Source organism: Microcoleus sp. Pol12B3 (genome assembly GCF_036701355.1).
Classification (GTDB): Bacteria; Cyanobacteriota; Cyanobacteriia; order Cyanobacteriales; family Microcoleaceae; genus Microcoleus.
The window spans coordinates 127074-152256 of sequence record NZ_JAUBQS010000006.1 but is presented as its reverse complement, the minus strand read 5'-3'; the positions used below and the strand labels follow the sequence as shown (position 1 = coordinate 152256).

Sequence of the window (25183 nt, the reverse complement as noted above, 5' to 3'; positions counted from 1 at the left end):
TCATTGGAACGAGGATTATTTGCAACCAGCCTGTAATTATCCGTTTCAACCATAATTAATTGCAATCTCTTAAGTAAAAGAAATGAATCACATCACTCCGACAGACTTACTCGAAAATCTCAAATGGCGATATGCCACCAAACAGTTCGATCCAGCCAAAACAATTGCTCCAGAAATCTGGACAGCTTTAGAAGATGCGTTAGTGTTAACACCATCTTCTTATGGGCTTCAACCTTGGAAATTTCTGATTATCACCAGCTCGGAACTTAAAGAACAGCTCAAGCCCCTCTCCTGGAATCAGTCACAGGTTACTGATTGCTCTCATTATGTCGTGTTCGCGATTAAAAAGAATCTCACTGCCGAGGATGTCGATCGCTTTATAGCTCGCACTGCCGAGCTGCGGCGCGGGACTGTAGAGGAAATGGCAGGATATCGGAGTCTAATCGTCAGTGACTTGGTGGATGGTGCCCGCAGTTTTAATATCAATCAATGGTCAACGCACCAAACTTATATTGCACTGGGCAACTTTATGACCAGTGCTGCATTGCTTGGTGTTGACACCTGTCCAATGGAAGGAATTGAACCTGTCAATTACGATCGCGTGTTGGGTCTTTCTGCAAAAGGCTTTACTACCGTCGTAGCTTGTGCGGCTGGCTATCGCTCTGAAGCAGATAAGTATGCTTCACTCGCAAAAGTAAGATTCCCTAAGTCAGAAATCTTAGAAACTTTATAGAACCCATTTGGTATCTTCTTGAGCGAACTATATGGTTTTGAGGGGATCGTTTTACCAGAGGATTTAATACCAGAGTCAGGACTTTAAGCTAACAGGCATCAAACCAGATACAACCTAGATACCTCAAAGGCTTGTGAGACAACAAAAAGATCCTAAATGGGTTCTATAAACCCGGGATACGCTGTAAGTCGATCGCAATAGTGCACCTCGGCGCACCCTAAAAAGATATTAAGAGGCTCCGAAATTCACTTTTGTGACTTCACCGGCGACAACATTAACAGTTTGTTGAATTTGACTACCGTCAACTTTCAACTGATAAGTTCCCGGAGAAAGCTCGATCGCCCCAAACCATCCTTTACCATCGGCGCGCAGTTGACGCACCTTTCCTGCAGCATCGATCGACTGCAATGTCAAGCTCGCACCGTCGCAAGTTTGAGCGCACCGCTGCAAATTTCCGGCGATCGCACCTGTAGTCGGCCGCGACTTCCAAGGCATATCGGGAACGGCTGCTGCTGTCGCCCACACAGGCTGAGTTTCATAGGTTTTGCCCGTCGCAGCATCAACGTATTGACTCGGCACAGAAAGCGCGGTATAAAACAAATCGTTGCTTTGGGGAACGTATTTCCAAGGCTGGCGGGGCAAATCACCGCTACCGCCCGATCGCAGTTCCACATTCGTGTACACGTTGCTGCTAGCGTAGGAATAGAGCACCGTACCTGCGACGTGATTTCCTTTCGCAGAAGGCTGTTCGGCGCGACGAATCTGGCCTAGGGTGTCTTCGATGTAGTTGAGGTAATTGCCGGGGCCGATCGCAATTTGACGGTTGTACTGGTGGTCTTTGGCGAACTCGATCCAGTGGTCATAAGCGAGTTTTTGCGATGGTTTGTACTCGCGCTGGTAAGTCATCGGCATCGCCATGTCTACGATCCCTTCTTCCAGCCAACCGCGCCAGTCTTGCAATACTTCTTTGTAAGGCTGCGTTTGATACCACCCTGTCTCGTTTTGCGGGCCGTCTCCCCAGGCGATCGTGGCGGCGGTAATTTTAACACGCGGTTTGATTGCAAGGCTTTCTACATAAAGCTTCCGCACTAAATTTGTCACCTGATCGCGCCGCCACTGCATCCACACGGGATCGGTGGGTGCGGGTTTGCCCGATCGACCTGTTTGCTGATTGAAACGGGCGATCGCAGTCGGATTGTAGCCCCAAGTCGGCCCACCGTAGCGCACATAATCCAACTGTACGCCGTCCACATCGTAGCGCTTGAGCAAGTCCAAATAGACGGAAACAGTATAATCTACGGCGTCTGGATGGCCGGGATCGAGGAAACCGGGTGATTCCCCCCCGTAAGTCAGCATTGCCCAATTGTCGCGGCCCGGGGCCGAAGGCCCGTGTTGTTGCCAAACGTGACCGGCGGGAAGTTTGCTGCCCGAAACCACTGGCAGCGTCACCATCCAAGCGTATACTTCAATTCCTGCGGCGTGGGCTTTGTCAATCACATCTTGCAGTGGATCGAAACCGGCCGGAACGTTGGGATCGAGGGTGCGGGGTTCGATCGCACTCGTGTAAAAGGCATCGCCACGGCGGCGGACTTGGGCGACGATCGCGTTGGCATTTGCCCGCTGCGCGTCTGCGATCAATTTTGTGACTTCTTGAGGGGTTTTGAAGCCGGGGTTGAAGGCGTCCACCCAGAAGGCGCGAAATTCGGCGGTTTGGGTTTGCGGGGGCATAGTTGCGATCGCCCGGGAGGGGAACCAGTTTGAGAACCAACCAGGAGTCAGCAGAAAACTAATTGTTAAGCCAATCAGGAACAAGCTTGACAAAAAGAATGTTTTGGTATTTCGCATCAGAAATGTGTGAGAGAGCGTTTAACAGTCCTTTAAGGACTTTTGGTTTGAGCGTCCGCTTGACATTTTCGCACAATGGTACATTAAGTGGGCAGATCAGTAAATAGTTGAGTAATACCACTGGGAGAGTCGAGAATGAGATTAAAATTGACCTCGGCAAAATGGGCGATATTTTCCGATCTTTCAATATAGCGGTTGAGCCAGTAAATTGAATCCGCTACACCACTTAACATTGTTTTACAGGCTAAATAGGGTTTTAATGATTTTCATTTTGGCTGTATCAATGCCGCATTCAAGTTTGGAAATTGGACTGAGGGTTTTCCACTTGCCTTTATTCGCGGTGAAGATAGCATCGGCTGTTTTTTCGGCATCAATATTTTCAAAGCCGCCTATTTTATTAGTTGATAAGTAATTGAGGCGATCAAAAATTTCATCTCTTGATGCACGTTTCACACTAACCGCTTCAGGAGGTGGCGGTGGTGGTGGTGGTGGCGATATAGAAAACACTTTAGTAATACAATCTAATCTCGCCTTACTCAAACCACATGGTAGCTTAGTCAGAGGGATAAAATCTGACCATTGCTCCCGGTTAGAAGCTAAAATTTTATTGGCAGCTTCAACTGGTTTTACATTCTTCCACTTCTGTTCTTTAACTAAGTATTCAAGTGCAGCTATAATAGTATCTTTTGATGCTGTACTCAGATTGACTTGGGGATTTGCTTCTCGCGCTAGAATCTTCGCTTGTTCAATATTTGATGGTTTTGGGTCAATGACAATACACCATACTAAATCTAATTTGGCTTGTTGAGCTACGGCATAGACAAAGTGATTGCTCACAACTTGATACTGATAGTCGCCTGTTTCTTTAACGATAATCGGAATCCAATTGCGATTACCTGCTTGCAATACGGCTTCGGCGGCTCCGGCAATGATAAACTCTGACTCAGAGCAGGGTTCTGCTGACTCAATTTTAGATAACTTCAAGTGCATTAACTTACCGATGTTCTCAGAATTACTCATACAAAAAATACTCCTTCGCTAATTTTAAGTAATATTCAGCAGCCTTCTTGTGTTGAAAAACCGCGGGTGTTCTAGAAAAAGCTGCACTTGAAACAACTTCATATTCGGGAACAGTGAATATAGTTGGGTCAATCACCGTTTTTGTAGATTTAGGCCAATAATAGGGTAACAAATTAGGATCTAGAAAAGAATTTTCACCTTTTTTAACTGTAAGAATTGCTTTAATTTCTACAGTTGATTTTTTCTTGGAAGCCTCGGTTTCTTTGTATCTATTGAAAAAGATAGGCAAGGGAATAGGACCACCGTCCTCCCTCAGCTTCTTAACTTCAGGTAAGAATTCTTTAATCACTTTAGCAGCATTTTTTAAAGATGAAAAGTTATTGTGTTCTGTTGGCATGAGGATTACATCGGAAGCTCTTACAGAGCTTTTACTAAAAAAAGTCCAATTTGTAGGCGCATCTATTAATATGTAATCATAATTGCCAACAAAAATATTAAGTAAATCTCGCAGTTGTTCTGAACCTTTCTCAATTTTTGCTTCATACTCATAACTCATGAACTTCGATAACCCTGAATCAGATGGGATTACATCAAACATCTTAACTAATTGACCCGCTTTATTCTTCAGATTAAATGGTTGAATAGTTTCTTTAACATTCAATGATCCAGGAAGCAGGCAATCAGATAATTTGACTTTTCCCTCCTGTAAGCCTAATGAATCTGTTAAATCTCCTTGTTGGGGATCGAAGTCAACAACAAGCACTTTTTTATGCTGTTGTCGAAGAATCGCAGCCAAATTGATTGTCGTGGTAGTTTTTCCCACGCCTCCCTTATCATTATAGATGCAAATTGTTAAAGCTTTGGGTGGGTTTTCCAGCAAGTTCTTAATTCTAGTAATAATTTTAATAATATTATCTTTGGTTATCCTCATGCAGTCAGTAGCAGGCAATACGATTTTACCATGTTTACGGAATAGCTGGATATCTGTTGAGTTAGTGATAATACCCCATTGAGATGTTTGGCACTTAGGAGCAAGAAGATAACCTGTTATCTGTTCTTTAGCTTTTTTGTACGTGGGAGTACCTTCTGCTAAGTTCATGATTGCCTTTCCTGATACTCTCCCTTTTACTTCAATGATTAAGTATGGGTTAATCTTAGCCACTGAAAATTTATCATCAGCGTGATTCTTGCGAGCAGCAAAATCAGCAGTGCCCTTCCCTGTTTTAAACTGTTGTACCCACTCATCAGATGTGAATCCCAGTGCATTTAGAAGGCGTTTGACAAATCTATCTTCGACTTCTGGCTCTTCTGCATTCTCTGAAATACTATCTAAAACTTCATTCCAGTTGATAGTTGTCATGATTTAGACCTAGATACTTAAGTAAAATCATAACGCTTGGTTTGAGTTTGTGTCATCGTTAGCTACCTCCCGATCTAGCTATATGAACAGTCAACATACTTTTGGAAAAGTTATATATTGTCGAATGCGCTTGACTTTTTTGCATATGGGTGAAAATTTAGGCGAAAATAAACTGAACTGGCGATCGCACTTTTTGAACAAATGATAGTACCGCACTTTCAAACGCTAGCCCTTCCGGGTAACAGCTACTCAACTGCAAGCAATTTACTCGATCGAGTAGATGGCTGGCGCCAAGAAGCAACCCGGAAGTTGCAGCAAAGCCAGAGAGGAGAAAAGGGACAATTTTTAACACCTTCCTCAGTCGCAAGTTTGATGGCGGGAATGTTTGAATTTAACTGTCCCGATATATCGCTTTTAGATGCCGGCGCTGGTATTGGTTCCCTGTTAGCAGCCGTTGTTTGCGAACTTTGTCAGCGCCAAAACAAACCGCGTAGTCTGCACGTTACAGCTTATGAAATTGACATTATTTTGATTGAATACCTCAATCAGACTTTAGAATTATGCAGTATTGAATGTCAGCGTTTGGGGATATCTTTTACCTGTGAGGTTCGCGACATTGATTTCATTCAAGACAGCGCCGATATGTTGCAGCCCAATCTATTTACAGAACCAGTAAAGCGGGAATTTACCCATGCAATTATCAATCCTCCCTATGCCAAGATAGACGCTAAATCCCAAGCCCGAACCTTGCTGCGTTCTATAGGACTAGAAACCAGCAATCTCTACGCTGGCTTCACAGTTGCTGCTGCTCACCTGCTCAAACCAAACGGTGAATTAGTATCGATTACTCCCCGCAGCTTTTGCAACGGTTTATACTTTCGAGATTTCCGCAAAGTATTCCTTCAAATGATGGCTTTACGCCAAGTACACATCTTTGAATCCCGACAGTTGCCATTTCGCGATGATGGCGTGCTGCAAGAAACTATCATTGTGCGCGCCACCAAACAAATAGAACAGCCAGATACTGTACTAATTACCTCAAGCAGCAGCATGGACGACGACCTAGTTTTGTCTCACCAACTGCCCTACACCGCCCTAATTAATCCCAAAGATTCCGAGCAATTTATTCGGATTTTACCGGATTCTGTCAGCCAGAAAGTAGTCGAGCAAATGGCTCAATTTACTTGCCTCCTAGAGGAATTAGGCTTAACAGTTTCCACCGGAAAAGTTGTAGATTTTCGTGTTCGCTCTGACTTGCGGCTAAAACCGGAGAACGGTACAGTTCCGCTGATTTATCCCGCACACTTCTGGGCTGGCGGTGTTGAATATCCCACAGCCACGAGAAAGCATCAAGCTTTAGCTGTCACGGAAAAAACTGTTGCACTCCTCGTACCTAACGAACATTATGTTTTGAGCAAGCGCTTCTCCTCAAAGGAAGAGAAAAAGCGAATTGTTGCAGTTGTCTGGGATGCCAATAAAATTAATAGTTCTAGCGTGGGTTTTGAGAACCATTTGAATTACTTTCACCAACAGGGACGCGGATTAGACCTCATCCTGGCGCGGGGATTGGCCGTTTATCTAAATTCGAGTTTGGTAGATGCGTTTTTTCGACTGTTCAACGGACACACTCAAGTTAATGCTACGGATTTACGCAATTTGAAGTATCCTACTGTAGAGCAATTACTTTTACTTGGCGCTCAAATAGGAGAAATATTTCCTACACAGCGGGAGATTGATCAACTTGTCGAGACACAACTGCTTAACGCGACAAATCCGTTAGAAAATAGCCCAATCACAATCAAGAACCGTATTGATGAATCTCTAGAAATACTTGCAGCGCTGGGTTTTCCAAAAGATCAGCTTAACGAACGTTCCGCCTTAACCCTTCTGGCTTTGCTTGACCTCAAGCCAAAGGATGCTTGGGAATTGGCAAAATCTCCACTTCGGGGAATCACACCAATTATGGAATTTATGGATCGGGAGTACAGTAAAAAATATGCACCAAATACGCGGGAAACTGTGCGCCGTCTGACGGTACATCAGTTTCTAGATGCAGGTTTAATTGTTGTTAATCCTGACAGTCCCGAATGTCCGGTGAATAGTTCAAAAACTGCATACCAGATAGAAGAAACTGCTTTGGAACTGCTGCGAACCTATGGCACTTTTGATTGGGACAAGAATCTTCGCGCTTACCTAGATCATTTTAAAGGAGAAAAAATTTTGCATGGTTATTCCAAAAATAGAAATATTTGTGAGTCCGAAGGATGCTAAAATGCACAATTTATATGGCAGCCGCTGGCATCGGAATGGCATATACTGTGATGCAAGCGGTTTAATTGACCGGAATTGTCGATCGCACTCAGTAAATCAAATAAGTAACTAGGTAAAATATCTCTGCAATGGAAAAAAAGCATAACGCTGGATTGTGGGTATCAGTATTGTATTTCGCTCAAGGTCTCCCTTACACCGTCGTTAATTTAATGTCGGTGATTTTTTTGAAAGGTATGGGAACCAGCAACGAGCTCATCGGATTGACAAGTCTTTTGTCTTTTCCCTGGGTTTTAAAAGGTTTGTGGGGCCCAGTGGTTGATTTGTATTCCACCAAACGCAAATGGATTTTAACAACCGAAATAATTTGTGCTTTTCTGTTTGCTTTCCTAGCTTTTGGCGTATTAACGCCGGCACCGATTATTATATCGCTTGTTATCTTTACCGCGATCGCCTTTGTGTCCGCTACTCACGACATCGCCATTGACGGATTTTATTTAAACACTCTCAATAAAGACCAGCAAGCCTTGTTTGTCGGGGTTCGCAACACGGCTTATAGAGGTGCTGTCATTGCCGGTAGCGGTGTATTGGTGTTCTTAGCCGGGAAACTGGCCGAACAGCATTTAGTCACCGGAAATACAGGCGACACCAAAATATATCAAAACATTCCACTGTCACTTTTCGGTTCGGATTTTAGCGTGTCTGCGCTTAACTACGGATGGGCGACAGCCTTTGGCATTTGTGCGATTATGTTTGTGCTGATATACCTCTTTCAGCGGTGGTATCTTCCCTATCCTAGAAATTACGATATGGAATCCGACACCCCCCAACAAACAACCAGCTTTATCGAAGCATTCAAAACCTATTTTAAGCAAGATAAAATAGGTTGGATTGTGGCTTACGTCTTGATTTTTCGATTGGGCGATGCCTTGACGTTTAAAATGGCTCCGCCATTTTTGATGGATAAAGTAGAGAAAGGAGGATTAGCAGTTTCTACGTCGGATATGGGCTTATTATCCGGTACTTTAGGGGTAATGTTTCTGTTAATTGGAGGGTTGCTGGGCGGCTATTTGATTGCTAAACAAGGATTGAAAAAATGGATGTGGCCGACGGCAATTTTGCAAAATTCGACTAACGTGCTGTATTGGCTGTTGGCAATCAATCAACCGGGGATTGAATGGGCTTATGCTGTAAACTCGATCGAGCAATTTACTTACGGACTTGGCGTAGCTGCCTATACAGTTTTCTTGATGCGGACTGTCCGCCCTGAATACGAAGCATCTCACTATGCAATTACAACTGCTTTTATGGCCGCAGGAGTGCTGATTCCGGGCGTTTTTAGCGGCTACTTGCAGGCGAATCTCGGCTATCAAAATTATTTTTTGATGAGCGCGCTGGCTGTGATTCCCGGTATGCTGACGATTTTCTTTCTGCCCCTAGAAGATGAGAAAAAATTAGCATCCATGCCCCGACCTGGACTGGACGATTTCGATTAATATCAAGTCCGGTCGCTATAACTATAAGATTCGGGCGGGGGTGGGTTTACCAATATCTGCACTACTTTTTCGATATTCCACCGCACCTGCCCCTACAAGAATATGGATGTTTTTAATCACTAACTGGTATAAATTGTGCGTGCCTTCATAAGATAAAATAAGGACACAACATTGTTGTGTCCCTACCCAATATCTGTATTGCCAGCCGCCAACTAAATTGAAATAAAGTCACTAGCTGTTAGGGGACTACTTGAAAGGCCGGGAATACTGGCAAGAACTTCGCCGTTACTGGCAATTTCGATCGTCGTTATAAAATCGCCTGGAGTAACTCTCAGTTGGTTAAAGCTCAAACCTCCGCTCAAACCGATTAAATCTTGACCCTTTTGAAAGTCTATAAGTGTATCTGTACCGGCACCTACTCCTAACACAAATACGTCGCGTCCAGCCCCACTGATTAAGAGATCCGCACCCGCTGCACCAATGAGTGTATCGTTTCCTTCTCCCCCGCTCAAATTGTCATCCCCTTTGCCGCCTAATAGCAGATCGTTGGCGCTGCCACCGCTGATAATATCGTTGCCTTTGTTGCCGCTGAGGGTGTCGTCTCCCCCATTGCCAGTGATAATATCGTCCCCTGCGAAACCTGATGCGGTATTGTTAGCATCGTCGCCTACTAAATTATTAATTTGGGAGACATCCAGAGCAGTTTGCATTGCCACAACGTTTGCTAAAAAGGAGGTTCCCGGAGTGGTTCTTAATTTCTCTAAACTGCTGCGGGATTCCAGCGATGTTCCCAAGGCGGGCAGTGTAAAGTCTAAGCCAGCTAACAGCTCTAAATAATCGGAATCTGTGAAAGTGAAATTAGGGCTGCTCAACTGGTCTACAGAAATTTCTGTCTGAGTCAAGCCGGGAGGAGGATCGGTTAACAAACCGCTTTGCGTGTGCTTGTCCAAGACCAGTAGCGGGTTGATAATCGGGTCAGTAAATTTTTGAAGAACTACTTTCCCGGGGATAAAAGCTTCTCCTCCCAAACTCACAAAATCGCCGCTAACTATGTAGTGAGTTACATTTTTTCTGGCGCCGACTTTCTGCTTGAATGTATTGACTGTACTCTGAGCAACTCCGGGAGAATTGAAGGTGACAACATCTCCAATAGTAGATGTAAATTCGGTCGCGGCTAGTTGCGTTATGGCGCCGCCTAAGCTGTGTCCGAGAATGTCTGGTGGCAAGCGACTGGGGTTTTTTGCTGTGTCTTGACTGATTTGGGTCAACCAATTTCCTAACGCTTGTTTGTTGGCTTCAAATTGGTTGAAACCTGTGCCGCGCGGGTCTGCGTTGGCAATATCGTCTACGGGCGAGTCGGTGCCGCGAAATACTAAAACGGGCGGTTTGTCTGGGGTGGTGGAAATTAAGCCGATCGCGTGAAATCCCGTCCCGGGATCGTCAAAGGTGCGATCGATTTGATAGCCAGCAGCACTCAAGCCTGTTTGAACTAAAGTTTGAAATTCGGGAGCGTCATCTATGTAAGCAAGTTGCTTGGCTATAGTTTCGTAAGCGGCGGGGGAGGAGGGCATATTTTTTTATTTCCTGTCGTTTGAGGGGGAATTAGTTTTTAACCTACTTAACTAAGTTTACTATAAACTTCGTTTATTGACCATCTTAATTGGTCATTTTTAGTAGCTTTTTAGGGGCAAATGGATAGAGATTTTTTAATACAAAAAAAACATCTCCGTACAAAACCCATGCAGGTTTCGCGCCACCAAAAATACAAATTTTGAGCACCCTAAAGCTATACAAAATCTACCCGCGTAATATCGCTGGCAACTACGCCTCTGAGAGTAGCAAGAATTTCCCCAGTAATCGGGATAGTAATTAAAGCTCCGTCAACACCTTGGGTTACTCTCACTTGAGGAAAAGTTAGACCCCTCGACAGTGTAATTAAATCTTCACTGTCTTGAAAATCTAAAATCACATCGGCTCCGCCACCTGATTCCAATACAAAGCGATCGCGCCCCGCACCACCAATTAAAAAATCGTTGCCCAACTCGCCGGAAACCAAATCATTTCCGTCGCCGCCCTCCAAATAATCGTTATCTCTGCCGCCGTACAAGAAATCGTCGCCATCACCACCGGTGATGCTGTCATTACCTCGATTGCCTCTGAGAGTATCGTTACCGCCGTTGCCGATAACTGTATCCTCTCCGGGGCCGCCGGTAGCAGTATTGTTCCGAGCGTCTCCTGATAAATAATTCGGTTGTAAGGGAGCTAAACCGTACTGCATTTGTCTGATTAACTGCACAAAAGAAAATTCTGGTGCTGTTCTCAAACTCTCTGCACCGCCTCTGGTTCTGATGGCGACTGACACATTGGGCAGGGCGAAATTCATCGCAGCGATAAACTCGTTAAAATCTGAGTCGTTGTTATAAGCAAATTCGGGACTGTTTAATTGTTCTACGGAAATTTGCCTCTGCAAAAAACCCACGGGCGGAGTAGTTAACAAATTTTCAGTTCGATGTTTTGCCAAAACAGTTAAGGGATTAATACTCGGATCGGTAAAACTTTGGATAAATACTTTACCCGGAATAAATGCTTCCCCAAACAAGCTGACTACATCTCCGCTGACAATGTAGTGAGTGACATTTTTGTTGCCTGCCCTGCTGAGATTTCTCCGAAAACTGGTGAATGTACTCGCTGAAACTCCCGGAGAGTTGAAAGTAAAGATATCGCCGGTCAGAGATGTGTATTGGCTTGCTACAATTTGAGCGACTGCTCCGCCCCAACTGTGCCCGATGACATCGGGCAATAATTGGTTGGGGTTTTTACCAGTATTTTGACCGATTTCTGTGAGCCAGTTTTGGATATTATCTTTGTTCTTTTCAAATTCAGGTAAACCAATGTCCCGCGAGTCTGAAAAGATAGCGTCGCCGTCGATGAAATCTGTACCTTTAAATACGAGGGCGGGCGGGTTTTCGGGATTGGATGAACCGAACCCGATCGCATAAAAGTTTGTTTCTGGGTCGTCGAATATGCGATCGATATAGTAGCCATTAGTATCTAGGAAACTGGAAACTTCATTTTGCGCGTTAGGTTTTTGATTCAAAAAAACAATTGACTTAGCCAGAGCTTCATAAACAGCAGGCGAGGCACTCATAATATTAGATTTTCTGTTAGTTGGTATTTGCGATCGCTCTCTTCTTGAGCTAATTGTCCAATGGCAGCCATTATAGCTGACAAGATTTGTATGGTACACTTGATAATATCAACTCAAGAATTAAGTTTTTGCGGTTATGGGTATTATTCGTCAATACATTGCTCCATTGATAGCGGTATTAGTATTTTTCGCGGCTCTGGTAGCAGTCAGTGCTCGCATCTTTTTGCCGGGTGACATGGCAGCCCCGGCACCGATTGAGGAAGCGATCCCCCAAAAGCAAGCGGCAGTAGTGAATCCAATTTTCTTGGGGCTAAATTATTCCGCTTTGCGTGTCCGGTGAGCTGATGTCTGCTCAATTAATACCGGGCTACGGGCTGCGCTCAGGATCTGGAGTCGATCAGGCAAAACTGGTAAAGTTTATGCACCGGACATATCGAGAGCTTTACCCGTATGGGGAATTGGGACATTTGGCTCAAACTGTCGAGCAGTATTTTTCTAACCAGACGCCGGTTTGGTGGGTAGAGTGCCAGAAAAACAGCCAGGAAGAGGCAGAAATTTTGCCGGTGCTTCGCTCGCAGTATCTCAATCCCCAATCTCAAGTCCAAAATCTCAACTCGGTTGTGGGATGTTTGTGGTTGGGAAATGCGATCGACCAAACCACCGGAGAACGCTACGCTCACATTTTTTTGCTGTACGTAGCACCGGAACATCGCCGTCTGGGGATCGGTGCAGCTTTAGTTATTCATGCTGAAAATTGGGCGCGCGAAAGGGGCGATCGGCAAATTGGTTTGCAAGTATTTCTGAGCAATCAGCCGGCGGTGAATCTCTATCAAAAATTAGGCTATCAAAGTCATTCCGTCTCGATGCTCAAGTCTCTTTAAAAAATAAAAGGTACTGTTTGTAGTAAAGACTAAGAGTCCTAATACTGAAATAAGCTAAAAACTTGGTGACTTTAGGGGAAATTAAGTCTTGACTACGAACTTTAAGGAAGACTGAAGTCCTCACTATGAACCACATGAGGCCTTCAGCCCTCCCTCGGGATACTTTTATTGGTATTATCCTAGTTGCTGTTGACCGTTGTCTGAGTTGCTCAGGAGCATCCTCAGTACGGTAAAGTTTTTTTATGAACAATAACGACTACTCCAACGCCCTTGATACTGACACGGAACTGGAAAGCCCTTTGGATCAATTTGACGACTCCCAACCCCCGCTGCCAGATCCCGAGGAAATGCTGCCTTTGCTGGAATCCCCGGAACCTCAGCACCGGATGATTGCGGCGCGGGCTTTTTGCGAACTGCAGGACGATCGAGCAATTTCGCATTTAATTAACTTGTTGAGAGACGGTTGCCCTTTGGTGCGGGTGAGCGCGGCTTATGGTTTGGGGCGAAATCCGAGTCCCGATGCTGTGGAACCGCTGATTCTTCAGCTCAACCGCGATTGGAACGGTTACGTTCGCAAAGGGGTAGTTTGGGCCTTGGGAAATTGCAGAGATCAGCGCGCTTTGCCATCTTTAATTGATGCTCTGAAAACTGATATTTCGGCGGTGCGTTTGTGGGCGGCGAGTTCTCTGGGTCAAATGGCAAAAGTTGGTTACTCTGTGGTGATTGCTGCGATTCCGCCGTTGATTGAAGCGCTGCGGGGAGATGCTGTGTCTGCTGTGCGAAGTAATTCCGCTTGGGCGATCGGGCAACTGGCCCGGGAATTGCCGAATAATATAGTGTACGCTGGGGCGATCGATGGTCTGATTGAAGCTTTAGAAGAAGATGAAGATATGGGCGTGCGGGAAGATGCTAAATCTTCGCTCTTGCGAGTCGGCGACCCGCGCGGATTGCAGATTATTGAAGATTTAGAAATGGAAGGACTTTTGTGATCTCCTTACCGCACTTAAACACCACATACTAATTCCCACTTATCAATTTCATCAATCCTAAGACAGAATTTGGTTTCAAAAAAATCTTTGCTTCGCCCCAGAGCAAAGACATTTTGATTAGCTTCCTCAATGCTATGCTCTATGACGCGCAGCCAACCATTGAAGACTTAGAAATTATTGACCCTTACGCCGCGCCGAGCGTTACTGGATTAAAAGACACTTACCTGGATGTTAAAGCCAAAATTACAGGCAACAAAACTGTGATTATCGAAATGCAGGTAATAAATGTAGAAGCTTTTACTAAACGGGTAGTGTACAATGCGGCCAAAACCTACGCAACTCAACTCAGACCCAGGGAAGGATACTCGAAATTAAATCCTCTAATTGCTTTAACAATTACAGATTTTATTCGGTTTGAAAATACAGAAAAATTTCTCACCCATTTTGTATTTAAAGAACTCCAAGAAAACTTCGAGTATTATAACAGAGAAATCGAATTAGTGTTTGTCGAACTGCCCAAGTTTAACCAAGAACTGGAAAAAGTCGAAAACATAATTCAAAGCTGGATTTATTTTATCAAAAATGCTCCTTTATTCGATGAAATTCCGGAAAAATTTGCATCACTGCCCGAAATTAAAACAGCTTTTTCCATCGCCAGCAGAACTAATTTAACCCTTAAGGAATTAGAGGAATTAGAAAAGCGGGAAATGTTTTTTGAAGACCAACGCGGTGCTGTTATTAAGGGGATGCAAGAAGGTCGCCAAGAAGGCCTAATTGAGGGGCAAACAGCATTAATCCTCTGTCTACTCGCGCGGCGCACTGGCGAAATCCCACCAGAAACTAAAACTCGCATTCGGCAGTTATCTCTCGAACAATTAGAGGATTTAGGAGAAATTTTGTTAGATTTTACCAGTCAAGAGGATTTGATAGCTTGGTTGGAATCGGCTTCAGCGTGAATTTATAACTTTTGCACTCCTGATACTAAATCAGGCTTTAATACCCCCTTCATTCTTTATTCGCCGCAGGCGGACTGTGTTTGTGTAATAGTGGTTTCAACCGCCGAGTTTCTAATCTAATAAGTCGGGTTCCCGGCGCACAATCATGTCATAAAGCGGTTGAAAGCTAAACCATCCCATGCGGTGAGACCCTACTTGTTGCTGTGTCAAACGGGCACATTCTGGCTTGATGAGAATGGGTTTTCCTGCAGCTTCGGCCATTAACTGCGCTTGACAAGAACGTTCCATTGCAATAAACCACCAAGCCGCTTCATCTACTGTTTGACCTACTGTTAACAGTCCGTGATTTTGTAAAATAATAGCTTTTTTCTCACCTAAAGTTTTGGCGATGCGTTTAGCTTCTTCGATTTCCAAAACCACTCCGGTGTAATCGTCAAATAAAGCTTGGTCTTCATAAAAAGAACAAGCATCTTGCGTCAGCGGGTCAAGCAGGCGGCCCAAACTCGACCAACTTTTGCCGTAGGGAGAATGAGCGTGGGCTGCTGCGATTACGTCGGGGCGGGCGCTGTGCACTTGGGAATGAATGGCAAATGCTGCTTCGTTTACGGGTTTATTTCCTTCAACAACTTCGCCTTTGTGGTTGACTAAAATTAGGTCGCTGACTCGAATTAAACTAAAGTGCATTCCAAAAGAATTGACCCAGAAATGGTCTAGGTGTTCGGGGTCGCGGACGGTGATGTGTCCGGCAATTCCTTCGCTGAATCCGAAGCGGGCAAATAATCGAAATGCGGCGGCTAAACGCTGTTTGCGGTGGCGGCGTTCTTCTTCAATTGAGTTGAATGTTGGGGGTTGAATGGTGACTTTGGGGATTTTTATTGCAACCATATATTTTATTAGTGAAAAGACAGGAGGCTCTGCCTCCGAATCGGCATTCCCAGTCAGAGACTGGGAACGAGATAATTGGGAATTGTGGGACAGGCATCTTGCCTGCCCTACTGACTGGCGACTTCACTAAGGCGCAAACCTGCGATGTTTTTGCAGTCAAAGGTAGCGTTGTTGCCGGGGCGACGTTCTATTAATTCGAGAATTTGTCCGGCGGGGTTTTGCAGAAACCACTGGGTTAATGAGCCGGAGTTTAGAGGATGCTCTGATAGCGGTTTAAAGTTTTTATTTTGCCATATCTTAGCAGCATTCTGCACGTTTTCAACTCGAATCGCTACGTGGTGAACTGCTTCTAATCCTCTTTCTTGCTGGAAGCGGTCTGTTTGGTCGCCCGGTGCGTGGGGCGCATCTAATACTACTAAGCCGCCGGCTGGCATTAATAAGGTCATTAAATGCAGCCACAAGTCGGAGGGAACATTAATGTTTGCCGCACAAAAGTTAATCGGGAACAAGTCTGGGCCTTCAACTGTTTTGGCACCGAAAGGGCGGAAAGATGCGGCGTAGTTTTCGAGTTCGATGCGGCTGGGAAATGTGATGACAAAGTGGTCGATCGCAACTTGTTCGTCGTACAGGTGTGTTTCAAACGTCCAGGCTGTTAAAAATTCGGGAGTGATAAATTTGGGGTTGAGTTCCAGCAAGCCATTTTTTTCGATGAAAGGTGAGTCAAAATGGCTGTCACTGTGGTTCGGGAATTTTAAGGTTTTCAGCTTAAAGTTTTTCATGTGTTTGACCCCGATGTTGAAGGAGGCAAAACTGCGAATTTCTTCTACAGGCTCAACAGCATTCACATTTTGTGCCTCTTAATTCAAAAATAACACAAAATTTAATAATGGCAAGCCGATCGCGCGATCGCAAGTCCTGAAGCTTTACAAAGCAAGTATTCCCCAATCTAAAATCTAAAATCTAAAATCTAAAATCGGAAGGTTTGCCGATCGCGTTCCCGGCCAACCACGCCGTAGTCCAGGCACTTTGGAAGTTGAAACCGCCCGTCACCCCGTCGATATCCAAGATTTCGCCCGCAAAGAAAAGTCCGGGACAGCGGCGGCTTTCCATTGTCTTAAAATCGACTTCTTTGAGGTTGACACCGCCGCAGGTGACGAATTCTTCCTTAAATGCGCCTTTTCCGACAATCTGATATTCGCCTTGAACGAGTTCTTGCAGGAGGCGATCGAGGGTTTTGTTAGATAAGTCGGCCCAGCGTTTTTGCTCATCAATGCCGATCGAACTTGTCAAGCGTTCCCACAGGCGGCGCGGCATCGGAAACGGACAGCTAGAGACAATCAATCGGTGGGACAACTGCGACTTAACCGCTAGCAGTTGCTGCCGCAAAACTTCCGCATTGTACTGGGGAAGCCAATTAATCAGCACAGATGTTTTATAATGACGATCGTGCAAAAATCTCGCACCCCAAGCCGAAAGTTTGAGTACAGCAGGCCCGCTTAAACCCCAGTGAGTAATTAGCAAAGGCCCGCTTTGTTCTAATTTAGCTGCCGGCAATTTCACCTTAGCATTAGGAACAGAAATTCCGGCTAAATCTTTGATTCTGCTGTCTGAAATATTAAAAGTAAATAGAGAAGGAACGGGCTGTTCTACAGTATTACCTAAATCTTTTGCCCACTTAAAACCCGACGGATTGCTGCCTGTAGCGAGAAGAATGCGATCGCACTTAAAACTCTCCCCCGACTTCAACTCAATCTCAAACCTAGGGGCGGTATCCCCTTGTTCACCCTCTGCGTTATTCCCGGTTAATTTCCTTACAGAAACTACTGCATCGCCGGTGCGAATTTTCACGCCTGCATCCTCAGCAGCGCGGATCAAACAGTTAACAATTGTCGCCGAATCGTCTGTGATCGGAAACATTCGCCCGTCTTCTTCGGTTTTCAACTTCACGCCGTGACCGGCAAACCATTCTACAGTATCGCGCGGTTGAAATCGAGTAAAAGCACCGCGCAGAGCTTTTCCACCTCTGGGGTAATTCTGCACTAAAATACCGGGATCAAAACAAGCATGAGTAACGTTGCAGCGCCCGCCGCCAGAGATGCGAACTTTTGCCAGGAGTTGCCTGCCAGCTTCTAGTAAAGTCACGCGGGCCCGCGGGTAGGTTTTGGCACAGGTAATTGCACTAAAAAAACCCGCAGCACCGCCGCCAATGACTGTAATTTTGAGGATTCGATCGGACAAATTTTTTCTCGCTTATTCTGGTTCAAAATCGGATTTTGCCGCCCCGCAAGTGGGACAAACCCAATCGTCGGGGATATCTTCAAAGGGTGTACCGGGAGCTATGCCTCCGTCGGGGTCGCCTTCTGCTGGATCGTAGACGTAATTGCAAACTGTACAAACGTATTTTTGCATTTGCTTAACTCAATTTTTTATTGTAAGCCTATAGATTGTACTTGACAACGCAACCTAGTGCAATACCACTTTCAAAAAGTAATGAGGCTTTCTGTAATTCCCAAGTCTTTACGAATTAAGTTTTGCACCATCTTCAAATCTAAAATCTAAAATCTAAAATCGTAAAAGCCTCCAGAACGGCCGTTCTAGAGGCTTGATTGTATTTTTTATTAGTTTACTGCGATTGCAAGACTAGACTTTCGCTAAAGGCTTAGTCCAAACGCCGTTTTCATCTTCTTCGTACTGCTGATGAATGGCGTTCCAAGCGGTGTGTTCCGCTTGTATCGAGTCGTTGGTTTCGTCAAATGCGGCGTTGTAGGATTCCATAAAGGTTTTTTGAGCAGCTTCCGACAGGTGCGAGCGCACTTCTGGAGACAAGTCTGCCGGACTATTGCAGCGACCTTTGACGGCGCGCGGCAGCGTCATTTCGCTAACTGAAACTTCTTGGCCACCTGCACTTTCTAGCAAGAGTTGAAATTCGCCCGATTTATCTGCGGGAACTTCTGCCATCACGAGAAATTCGCCTGCTTCAACGCGGGTTTGATAGATAGTTGCTTTGTCTTCGGGCATTCCCAAAGCGACTAAAGCGGAAACTAGACCCGCACCGGCCGAACCTGCGATCGCACCGCTAGCTGCACCCAACAGTACAGCACCCAGCGGGCCCGCCGATACTACTGCACCGACAAAGGGAATAAACAGCACGCCGACGCCAGTTAGCAAACCCAAAAAAGAACCGAATAACGAACCAAAAATCGCCCCGCTTCGCAGACCGCCTAAAATCACATTTTTTTTAGTAAGAAAGCCGGCAATTCTAGTTTTAGACTGAAAGTTTTTTCCCATGACTGAGATGTGGTCGCGGGAAACTCCGCGATCGAGCAACCGCCGAATTACACCGTCTAATTGTTCTTCTTCCTTAAATACGGCTGAAACTGTTCGTTCGGCTAAATATTCCTCGGTCATTGTTCCTCCTTGATGGTTGGTAGATTAGTTTTGCTAGTTTTCAGTATAGGAAGACACTGTAGGGTAAGCACATCGACCGCGAGATAGAGGTCGAGGAAGGGGAGATAGTTTGAGGCTCTATCAAAAGAGTTAAGGGATTTTTTAAGGCGTGATTGCTCATATATTACAAATAGTTATTCAGCTCTATTATAAGCTTACAAATATTCTGAGCATATTCTTTTGTAACGGTTTGAGTTTGATAGTTCCTTCAGATTTGCCGCACTAAAAATCAGCCTGTTATGCTGCTATATCCGCGTCGATTTTGTCTTGATTCGCCTAAGAGTAGGTTAGTAAACCATAAATTTGTGTTTGTGATTTAGTCAAGTGCGGTTTTTTATCAATGATTAGTTCTGGAGTTAGCCCAACATTAAAATCAATAGCAATATTTTTACGGTTATTCGGCTTTTGGCGATGCGCGGGTGGCGGGAGCAAGTTCCCGGCGTGCTGACAACTAGCGTTTTTATATCAACGGTAGTTGTCATCTTTACCTAGATTGAGTTAACTTTATTTTATTGTAACGCACCTTCATTTCTACCCGATCGCATTTAACAAGGTTAATCAATGCCACTAGCACCCCTGTTTCCTGTCGTTCATCCCATCCTCAAATCTGCTTTTCCCAGATGTTTGTGGACGGGAGATATCAACAGCCGAGAAATTGCCCTCACATTTGACGACGGGCCGCACCGTCAGCACACACCTCAACTGTTAAAAATTTTAGATAAATACGACATCAAAGCTAGTTTTTTCTGGCTAGGTTTTTGTGTGGACCGCCATCCAGAAACGGCTAAAGAAGTGTACGATCGCGGACACTGGGTCGGCCTCCACGGCTATCAGCATATATCGTTTCCCAAACTCAAAACCTACGAACTCAAACAAAGTTTAGAAGACACCCAAAAAGCAATTGCCAAAGCTTGCGGTTTAGACCCAGAATTAATCCTGGACGTGCGGCCGCCCAACGGCATTTTTACGCCGCGAACATTAGAGTTATTGCAACAGTGGGAATATCGCCCTGTAATGTGGAGTGTCGTCCCGGAAGATTGGGTGCGGCCGGGGGTTAGGAAAGTTATTGGTCGCGTCGTCCAGCAAACTGAAAACGGATCTATTATTGTACTTCACGACGGCTATTGCGGCGGCGAAGATGTTGCAGATTCGGCGGATAAAATAATTCCATTACTTTTGTATAAAGGTTACAAATTCGTGACAGTCGATCGACTGTGGGAACAGGTCAACATTCAGGTAACAGGAAATTAAGTTAATGAAAAAAACACTGTTTATTACATCTCTTTGTTTGGCGAGCGCCGGATGGGCGATCGAGCTTTCTCCTGCTTCCCTAAGTGCGGAAACTCCACTTGTAGTGCAGCAGCCAGCCCCTGGCGTATCTGCGCCTGCCCCCAACTCAAAAACCCCGCACGTGGAACTGCTCAATCCGGGAGTGGAACCACGACAAGAACTGCGTTTAAAACCAGCTATCGATGTCAAAGAAACAACTGTTATGACCGTAAAAATGGATATGGAAATATCCGCATCGGGTCGGTCTTCGCCTGGAGATAAAATTCCAGCATCGGTGATGACTTTCGAGACAAAAGTCACTAAAATTGATCCCAACGGCGATATTCACTACGAGTTTGCTTATACTAACTCAGATATCGCCGGCGATACTGGAAATATGCCGCCAGCCGCCCGAGATGCCATGCGTTCCGCACTCAAAAACATGGTGGGAGTGAAAGGCTCTTTCATCATGGACAATCGCGGTTTTCATAAAGGAGGGGACATTATTTTACCCGAAGGAGCTGACAACAACGTCAAACAAATGGTTGGACAAATGTCTAACTCTCTAGAACAACTAGCCTCACCGCTGCCTGCTGAAGCCGTGGGAAAAGGAGCTAAATGGCGGGTTTCTTCTGCCTCTGATTTCAGTGGTATTAATGTGAATGAGATTACTACCTATGAATTGGCTAGCTGGCAAGATGGAGTAGCCTCTATGAATGTAAGTATAGAGCAGCAAGCAAACCCCCAAAATATTACCTCTCCCCTACTGCCTGCTGGAACTACCTTAACCCTAAAATCTTTTAGTTCTCAGGGTCGAGGACAACTTACAGGGCGCTTGGATAGATTAAATCCTTTTCGCTCTACTGTGTCTATTAGTTCAAATAGCGAAATGAGTGCTAAAAATGCTGGCAGTTCAGAAGAATCCACAATCACAACAAAAATGACGATGGAGATGACTTTAGAGTCGAAATAAGCTTTATTATACAAGTCTAAAAATTAGGGTCATGGCATTGCCGTGTCCTTAGTTGTCGGTAAATTTTTAATAACTGGTATTAAATGGGGTTAATATACCTGATATTATATAAAGTTTCCGAAAGTTTCGATCGCCAATTTGTAAGTAGAGGAGTCTGTTATATGATTCGATCGCACAGATGGCAAGCTATCATCGGTTTAGTGGTAGCCCTAGGGATAATCATCGGGAATTTAATGTTTCCGGGCCTGAATGTAGCGCCGGCATTTGCTCAAACCAAATTTAAGGATGTTAACGAGCATTGGGCGCAAGCTTGCATAGAGGAGTTAGCACAGAAAAAAATCATTAGTGGCTACTACGAAGACGGCACTTTTCGCCCGAATCGCCCCGTCAGTCGCGCTGAGTTTGCGGCGATGGTTCGCATGGCTTTTCCCGATGCCAAAACCGTCCGCGCTCCGATCGACTTTGCAGATATTCCTACAAATTACTGGGGTTTTAAAGCAATTCGAGAAGCTTATCAGACGGGTTTTATGTCTGGATACAGTGGCAGTATCTTTAACCCAACTTTGAATATTACCCGCTGGCAGGCTTTGGTAGCTTTAACCAGCGGCTTGAAATATACACCTACGGGCTCGGCGGCTGAGATTTTGGATGCGACTTTTGAGGATGCGCCGCAAATTCCCGAACTGGCAAGAAATGCGATCGCCGCCGCCACAGAAAAACAACTTGTGGTCAATTATCCTGCTGTTAAACAGCTAGAACCTACTAGGAATGCTACTCGCGCCGAAGTCGCAACTTTTTTCTGTCAGGCGATCGCCAAACCCGGCCAAACTGCCTTAGTTCCTGCCCAATATATCGCCCAAGTTCCGGCGAATATCGGCCCGCCGAGGACAACAGAAATTTCGGAAGCCGGGAAAGTTCGGGCGGAAGTTTCTTTCATAAAAGAAGCAGAAAATGCAAAAAATCTCCGCATCAGAATTATCCGCAACGGTAAAACTTTATTAGAAGAACCAGTGCTCATTCCAACTCGTTCTTTAGTAGATAACCCCGACCAAAGGGCGAACGAAGAAATATCAGAAGGACGTTTTTTATCGCTACTAATCCGTGATTTAGACGGCGACAAGGAACCGGAAGTGCTGGCCGATTTAGTCTCAATCAAAAGCGGCGTCCGCTGCTGCAATTATTCGTTTATTTACCGCTACGACTCGGCAGCTAACAAATACACTCATATCAAGCATTTCTGGGGCAATGTAAGTTACGAAATAGTCGATTTTGGCAAAAATGATATCCCAGAGTTTAAGAGTCAGGACGGCAGATTTTCCGAGGCTTTTACAAACTACGCTGATTCTCGCTTTCCGCTGCAAATTTGGCAGTACCGCCAAGGTAAAATGCAAGATGTTAGCAAACAGTATCCGGTGGAGGTATACACAAATTCTGCTGAGCTTTGGCTGGAATCTAACAAGCGTTTGAGTGAAAATGGGGAGGTGAAGGGGGTTTTGGCGGCCTTCATGGCGAACAAGTATGTCATGGGTCAGGAGGCGGAAGGTTGGCAGTTGTTGGAGAGAGTTTATCAAGGGCGCGATCGCACTCAGTTCTTTGGGCAGTTACGGGAGTTTTTGGTAAGTACGGGTTATGCCAGTAAGTAGATTTGGAGGTTTTTAACCGCAGATTTAAGCCGATTAACGCGGATTAACGCCGATAGTGTTTGTAGGGGCGGATTTGGTATCTAGATTAGTTGTTCCCTCTTTTGTATTTCGCGCTAAACCCGCCCCTATAAGTTTTTTGTAATTACCATGAAAATTCTCTCTTCAGATATTCCACTAATTTCCGATTGTGCGGCTGAAAATACTCGCGCAATCGCTGGTTGACAAAATCATCTGCTGGCTGATAATCACCACCGTTGTACTTTTGATAATTCCCCAGTTGAAAATCTGGCACATCTAAAAACTCAAAAACTTGTTTGATTGTCGCAGCCGGATCGGCATAAAATTCTTCACTCTGCAAAATCAAAAACTGTTCCCAGGGAAAAAGTTTCATCCACTCTTTGAGACTGCCAGCATAAAGACTCTTATAAATATAATGACAATCTTTCCCAGGATTTTGATCTTCTAAGTTTGTTTCGGTTGCGCCATCAAGCAATTGCAACTCGGAATCGATCGCCTTTTCAAAACTTCTGCGTTCCGTACCGCGTCTCACCAGCATTTGATAGTGAGAAAAAGCCCGATCGACCGGATTTCTCAAAATCACAATCAGCTTAACTTTGGGCAAACAACCGTGCAACCTTTCCGCAGCCAGCGGGTGAGTCAGATAAGTCGGAGTTGCTTCTCCTGTCAAAAAATGATGCGCGTCTATTGTCGGCGGGAAATGCGATTGATACCAAGCTATTCCTTTGTTGAAATGTTCTGAAAAAAAACAAATTTCTTTATTGGCAGCAGGTAAAATCTGAGGGTGCGAAGTGATATATTTGTAGAGAGAAGTTGTGCCGCAACGGGGAGAACCGATGATAATGAAATCCGGCGATCGCGCTTTTGCCCAATTCCATTCTACTTGCGACAGTTCCGGGCGAGATGCGACTGTTTGCAAGCGGACTGCGGTTTGAAAAAGCGCGATCGACTCCTGAATTTTTCCCTGCTTGCTCAGCGCTACAGCTAAGTTAATGTAAGCTAATGGAAAATTTGGCAAAATCTCGATAACTTCGCGGTAAACAGCAACCAGGCTGTCAGTCAGAGGAGAATCTTTAGGCAGCGGCGCGTACAGCAAGGGGAAGTAAGCAGCAGTAAAGTTTGGTTGTAGGAGAATGGCTTTTTGGTGACAGGCGACAGCTTCTGCAATTTGCCCGTTTTGTTGCAGCGCTTTTCCCAAATTGTGGTAGGCTGAGGGCGAATTGGGGTTTTGGGCGATCAATTTTTCGTAAAGGGCGATCGACTCTTGCAATTTTCCCTCATCCTCCAAACTATCTCTACAACTATCTGTAAAAGTGCGATCCTCTCCGAAGGCTTCGCTAACGGCCAAACTCATGCTGGAATCCTGTAATAACCGCGCATCATCACCTTAACATCCAAGTGCTTCATTTCTGCTGTAGAAGCATCGTGAATCATATTTTCAGTCGGTGCAATATAAGCCTCGCCCGGTGCAATTCTCAGCTTCACGACGGGATATTCTGGATAGCGCTGCATAAACTCATTGGTTAACTGTCGCGTCCAAGGTTTTCCAATATCAGAATCAGGACATCCCAGCATTTCAAAAATATCAATTTCAGTCAAATTCACAAACAAAAAGTAACGGCTGTCCCGACCTAAATTCACGCAAATTCGATTAGTAGCCTCCTGCTTTTTCGCCAGCGGCAACCCGTCCCAATTATCAGTATGCAAACCATTGCGGCAACCGCGTTTATTATCAATTGTTGCCGTACTCAATCCCGGCTGCCTGCCTCCCATACCGTTAATAATCGGCGGCGCATCCGACAGACAAAAAGGCTGAAAATACTCAATTAATTTATCGAGTGCCTGTAGGCATTTTTCCTCTGATTTAAACTCAGCAACCTGTAGCGGAGTTGTTAGGGAAGCGATACCGGCAGCAGCAAACAAAGCTAAAATATCCGGCGGTAAACGCACAATTCCTACACCCAAATAGTGCGGTGGGGGTTCATGAACCCAAAGCAGTGCAGACTCTGCCGGTGTTGGTTCCCTCCAAGGTTCTTTTGGCATAAAAGCCCCTTCGCAATACTGAATGCGATCGGGTACGCTGTCAAAAGCTAGCTGCGTGCCCGAACTCAGCCACACTCTAGTTGGGAACTCTTTCTGTGTAGTTTCTGACTCCAGATTTTGGTAGCGATAAATTACTATACTTTGACGGAGAGTGGACATTATTTAATATGTATTAATCGCCCAGATCGCAAATGCCGGTTGTAGTAAGG

Annotated in this window: 22 protein-coding genes and 1 pseudogene; 10 read left to right on the top strand and 13 right to left on the bottom strand. The window is 45.1% G+C overall.

What is annotated here, in order from left to right:
* Positions 1 to 82: 82 nt before the first annotated feature.
* Positions 83 to 733 (top strand): NAD(P)H-dependent oxidoreductase, encoded by a 651-nt coding sequence (locus tag QUA53_RS05015; protein ID WP_333094752.1) that lies wholly within the window; start codon positions 83 to 85, stop codon positions 731 to 733.
* A 228-nt stretch (positions 734 to 961) separates the two neighbouring features.
* Here the strand turns inward: QUA53_RS05015 and QUA53_RS05010 are convergent, their stop codons facing one another.
* The 4 genes and pseudogenes from QUA53_RS05010 to QUA53_RS04995 all read right to left on the bottom strand — a co-directional run bounded on the left by QUA53_RS05010 (position 962) and on the right by QUA53_RS04995 (position 4958).
* Positions 962 to 2578 carry a family 10 glycosylhydrolase gene (locus QUA53_RS05010; RefSeq protein ID WP_333094751.1) on the bottom strand — a complete coding sequence of 539 codons (1617 nt, stop codon included), beginning with the start codon at positions 2576 to 2578 and terminating at the stop codon, positions 962 to 964.
* A gap of 92 nt (positions 2579 to 2670) precedes the next feature.
* Positions 2671 to 2811 (bottom strand): annotated as a pseudogene (locus QUA53_RS05005) (alpha-E domain-containing protein); the annotation flags it as partial.
* A 4-nt stretch (positions 2812 to 2815) separates the two neighbouring features.
* On the bottom strand, positions 2816 to 3598 hold the full coding sequence (locus QUA53_RS05000) for a hypothetical protein (protein WP_333094750.1): 783 nt from the start codon (positions 3596 to 3598) through the stop codon (positions 2816 to 2818).
* On the bottom strand, positions 3591 to 4958 hold the full coding sequence (locus QUA53_RS04995) for an AAA family ATPase (protein WP_333094749.1): 1368 nt from the start codon (positions 4956 to 4958) through the stop codon (positions 3591 to 3593). The genes QUA53_RS05000 and QUA53_RS04995 overlap by 8 nt, the downstream gene beginning before the upstream one ends.
* A 201-nt stretch (positions 4959 to 5159) precedes the next feature.
* On the opposite strand from QUA53_RS04995, the gene QUA53_RS04990 reads away from it, so the two are divergent.
* Complete coding sequence (locus QUA53_RS04990) at positions 5160 to 7229, top strand: Eco57I restriction-modification methylase domain-containing protein (protein WP_333094748.1); 2070 nt, start codon at positions 5160 to 5162, stop codon at positions 7227 to 7229.
* 128 nt (positions 7230 to 7357) lie between these two features.
* On the top strand, positions 7358 to 8722 hold the full coding sequence (locus QUA53_RS04985; protein ID WP_333094747.1) for an MFS transporter: 1365 nt from the start codon (positions 7358 to 7360) through the stop codon (positions 8720 to 8722).
* A gap of 212 nt (positions 8723 to 8934) precedes the next feature.
* On the opposite strand, the gene QUA53_RS04980 is transcribed toward QUA53_RS04985, so the two are convergent.
* Both QUA53_RS04980 and QUA53_RS04975 read right to left on the bottom strand, forming a co-directional pair.
* Positions 8935 to 10293, bottom strand: a complete 1359-nt coding sequence (locus QUA53_RS04980; RefSeq protein ID WP_333094746.1) for a lipase family protein — start codon at positions 10291 to 10293, stop codon at positions 8935 to 8937.
* A gap of 215 nt (positions 10294 to 10508) precedes the next feature.
* On the bottom strand, positions 10509 to 11870 hold the full coding sequence (locus QUA53_RS04975) for a calcium-binding protein (protein WP_333094745.1): 1362 nt from the start codon (positions 11868 to 11870) through the stop codon (positions 10509 to 10511).
* 136 nt (positions 11871 to 12006) lie between these two features.
* Between QUA53_RS04975 and QUA53_RS04970 the strand changes: the two genes are divergently transcribed.
* From QUA53_RS04970 to QUA53_RS04955, 4 genes are all read left to right on the top strand, one after another.
* A complete protein-coding gene (locus tag QUA53_RS04970) occupies positions 12007 to 12210 on the top strand; it encodes a hypothetical protein (RefSeq protein WP_333065740.1) in 204 nt (67 codons plus the stop codon).
* A gap of 4 nt (positions 12211 to 12214) precedes the next feature.
* A complete protein-coding gene (locus tag QUA53_RS04965; protein WP_333094744.1) occupies positions 12215 to 12751 on the top strand; it encodes a GNAT family N-acetyltransferase in 537 nt (178 codons plus the stop codon).
* A gap of 242 nt (positions 12752 to 12993) precedes the next feature.
* A complete protein-coding gene (locus QUA53_RS04960; RefSeq protein WP_333094742.1) occupies positions 12994 to 13740 on the top strand; it encodes a HEAT repeat domain-containing protein in 747 nt (248 codons plus the stop codon).
* A 41-nt stretch (positions 13741 to 13781) separates the two neighbouring features.
* Entirely contained in the window at positions 13782 to 14696 is a 915-nt protein-coding gene (locus QUA53_RS04955) for an Rpn family recombination-promoting nuclease/putative transposase (protein ID WP_333094809.1), read from the top strand.
* Positions 14697 to 14807: 111 nt separating this feature from the next.
* Here the strand turns inward: QUA53_RS04955 and QUA53_RS04950 are convergent, their stop codons facing one another.
* The 5 genes from QUA53_RS04950 to QUA53_RS04930 form a co-directional block, all read right to left on the bottom strand.
* Positions 14808 to 15581 carry a class II aldolase/adducin family protein gene (locus tag QUA53_RS04950; RefSeq protein ID WP_333091598.1) on the bottom strand — a complete coding sequence of 258 codons (774 nt, stop codon included), beginning with the start codon at positions 15579 to 15581 and terminating at the stop codon, positions 14808 to 14810.
* 107 nt (positions 15582 to 15688) lie between these two features.
* Complete coding sequence (locus tag QUA53_RS04945; protein WP_333094741.1) at positions 15689 to 16426, bottom strand: hypothetical protein; 738 nt, start codon at positions 16424 to 16426, stop codon at positions 15689 to 15691.
* Positions 16427 to 16541: 115 nt separating this feature from the next.
* A complete protein-coding gene (locus QUA53_RS04940) occupies positions 16542 to 17819 on the bottom strand; it encodes an NAD(P)/FAD-dependent oxidoreductase (protein WP_333094740.1) in 1278 nt (425 codons plus the stop codon).
* Positions 17820 to 17831: 12 nt separating this feature from the next.
* On the bottom strand, positions 17832 to 17990 hold the full coding sequence (gene rd, locus QUA53_RS04935; protein WP_333065750.1) for a rubredoxin: 159 nt from the start codon (positions 17988 to 17990) through the stop codon (positions 17832 to 17834).
* A 231-nt stretch (positions 17991 to 18221) separates the two neighbouring features.
* Positions 18222 to 18989, bottom strand: coding sequence for a ChaB family protein (locus QUA53_RS04930; RefSeq protein WP_333094739.1), 768 nt, complete (start codon positions 18987 to 18989; stop codon positions 18222 to 18224).
* A gap of 600 nt (positions 18990 to 19589) precedes the next feature.
* Between QUA53_RS04930 and QUA53_RS04925 the strand changes: the two genes are divergently transcribed.
* The 3 genes from QUA53_RS04925 (at position 19590) to QUA53_RS04915 (ending at position 22913) form a co-directional block, all read left to right on the top strand.
* Positions 19590 to 20279, top strand: coding sequence for a polysaccharide deacetylase family protein (locus tag QUA53_RS04925; protein WP_333094737.1), 690 nt, complete (start codon positions 19590 to 19592; stop codon positions 20277 to 20279).
* A 4-nt stretch (positions 20280 to 20283) separates the two neighbouring features.
* Complete coding sequence (locus QUA53_RS04920; RefSeq protein ID WP_333094736.1) at positions 20284 to 21270, top strand: DUF6263 family protein; 987 nt, start codon at positions 20284 to 20286, stop codon at positions 21268 to 21270.
* A gap of 161 nt (positions 21271 to 21431) precedes the next feature.
* Positions 21432 to 22913 (top strand): S-layer homology domain-containing protein, encoded by a 1482-nt coding sequence (locus tag QUA53_RS04915; RefSeq protein ID WP_333094735.1) that lies wholly within the window; start codon positions 21432 to 21434, stop codon positions 22911 to 22913.
* 142 nt (positions 22914 to 23055) lie between these two features.
* Here QUA53_RS04915 and QUA53_RS04910 read toward each other — a convergent pair whose 3' ends face one another.
* Both QUA53_RS04910 and QUA53_RS04905 read right to left on the bottom strand, forming a co-directional pair.
* Positions 23056 to 24285, bottom strand: a complete 1230-nt coding sequence (locus QUA53_RS04910) for a tetratricopeptide repeat protein (protein ID WP_333094734.1) — start codon at positions 24283 to 24285, stop codon at positions 23056 to 23058.
* Positions 24282 to 25133, bottom strand: a complete 852-nt coding sequence (locus QUA53_RS04905; protein ID WP_333094733.1) for a hypothetical protein — start codon at positions 25131 to 25133, stop codon at positions 24282 to 24284. Before QUA53_RS04905 ends, QUA53_RS04910 begins: the two co-directional genes overlap by 4 nt.
* Between the last annotated feature and the right edge of the window lie 50 nt (positions 25134 to 25183).

What these genes read in the sequence shown, in the direction of transcription:
- QUA53_RS04975 (WP_333094745.1), bottom strand. Translation starts at nt 11,870, where the DNA reads ATGAGTGCCTCGCCTGCTGTTTATGAAGCTCTGGCTAAGTCAATTGTT.
- QUA53_RS04950 (WP_333091598.1), bottom strand. Translation starts at nt 15,581, where the DNA reads ATGGTTGCAATAAAAATCCCCAAAGTCACCATTCAACCCCCAACATTC.
- QUA53_RS04990 (WP_333094748.1), top strand. Translation starts at nt 5,160, where the DNA reads ATGATAGTACCGCACTTTCAAACGCTAGCCCTTCCGGGTAACAGCTAC.
- QUA53_RS04965 (WP_333094744.1), top strand. Translation starts at nt 12,215, where the DNA reads ATGTCTGCTCAATTAATACCGGGCTACGGGCTGCGCTCAGGATCTGGA.
- QUA53_RS05010 (WP_333094751.1), bottom strand. Translation starts at nt 2,578, where the DNA reads ATGCGAAATACCAAAACATTCTTTTTGTCAAGCTTGTTCCTGATTGGC.
- QUA53_RS04980 (WP_333094746.1), bottom strand. Translation starts at nt 10,293, where the DNA reads ATGCCCTCCTCCCCCGCCGCTTACGAAACTATAGCCAAGCAACTTGCT.
- QUA53_RS04910 (WP_333094734.1), bottom strand. Translation starts at nt 24,285, where the DNA reads ATGAGTTTGGCCGTTAGCGAAGCCTTCGGAGAGGATCGCACTTTTACA.
- QUA53_RS04920 (WP_333094736.1), top strand. Translation starts at nt 20,284, where the DNA reads ATGAAAAAAACACTGTTTATTACATCTCTTTGTTTGGCGAGCGCCGGA.
- QUA53_RS04960 (WP_333094742.1), top strand. Translation starts at nt 12,994, where the DNA reads ATGAACAATAACGACTACTCCAACGCCCTTGATACTGACACGGAACTG.
- rd (WP_333065750.1), bottom strand. Translation starts at nt 17,990, where the DNA reads ATGCAAAAATACGTTTGTACAGTTTGCAATTACGTCTACGATCCAGCA.
- QUA53_RS04970 (WP_333065740.1), top strand. Translation starts at nt 12,007, where the DNA reads ATGGGTATTATTCGTCAATACATTGCTCCATTGATAGCGGTATTAGTA.
- QUA53_RS04985 (WP_333094747.1), top strand. Translation starts at nt 7,358, where the DNA reads ATGGAAAAAAAGCATAACGCTGGATTGTGGGTATCAGTATTGTATTTC.
- QUA53_RS04995 (WP_333094749.1), bottom strand. Translation starts at nt 4,958, where the DNA reads ATGACAACTATCAACTGGAATGAAGTTTTAGATAGTATTTCAGAGAAT.
- QUA53_RS04905 (WP_333094733.1), bottom strand. Translation starts at nt 25,133, where the DNA reads ATGTCCACTCTCCGTCAAAGTATAGTAATTTATCGCTACCAAAATCTG.
- QUA53_RS04930 (WP_333094739.1), bottom strand. Translation starts at nt 18,989, where the DNA reads ATGACCGAGGAATATTTAGCCGAACGAACAGTTTCAGCCGTATTTAAG.
- QUA53_RS05000 (WP_333094750.1), bottom strand. Translation starts at nt 3,598, where the DNA reads ATGAGTAATTCTGAGAACATCGGTAAGTTAATGCACTTGAAGTTATCT.
- QUA53_RS04915 (WP_333094735.1), top strand. Translation starts at nt 21,432, where the DNA reads ATGATTCGATCGCACAGATGGCAAGCTATCATCGGTTTAGTGGTAGCC.
- QUA53_RS05015 (WP_333094752.1), top strand. Translation starts at nt 83, where the DNA reads ATGAATCACATCACTCCGACAGACTTACTCGAAAATCTCAAATGGCGA.
- QUA53_RS04925 (WP_333094737.1), top strand. Translation starts at nt 19,590, where the DNA reads ATGCCACTAGCACCCCTGTTTCCTGTCGTTCATCCCATCCTCAAATCT.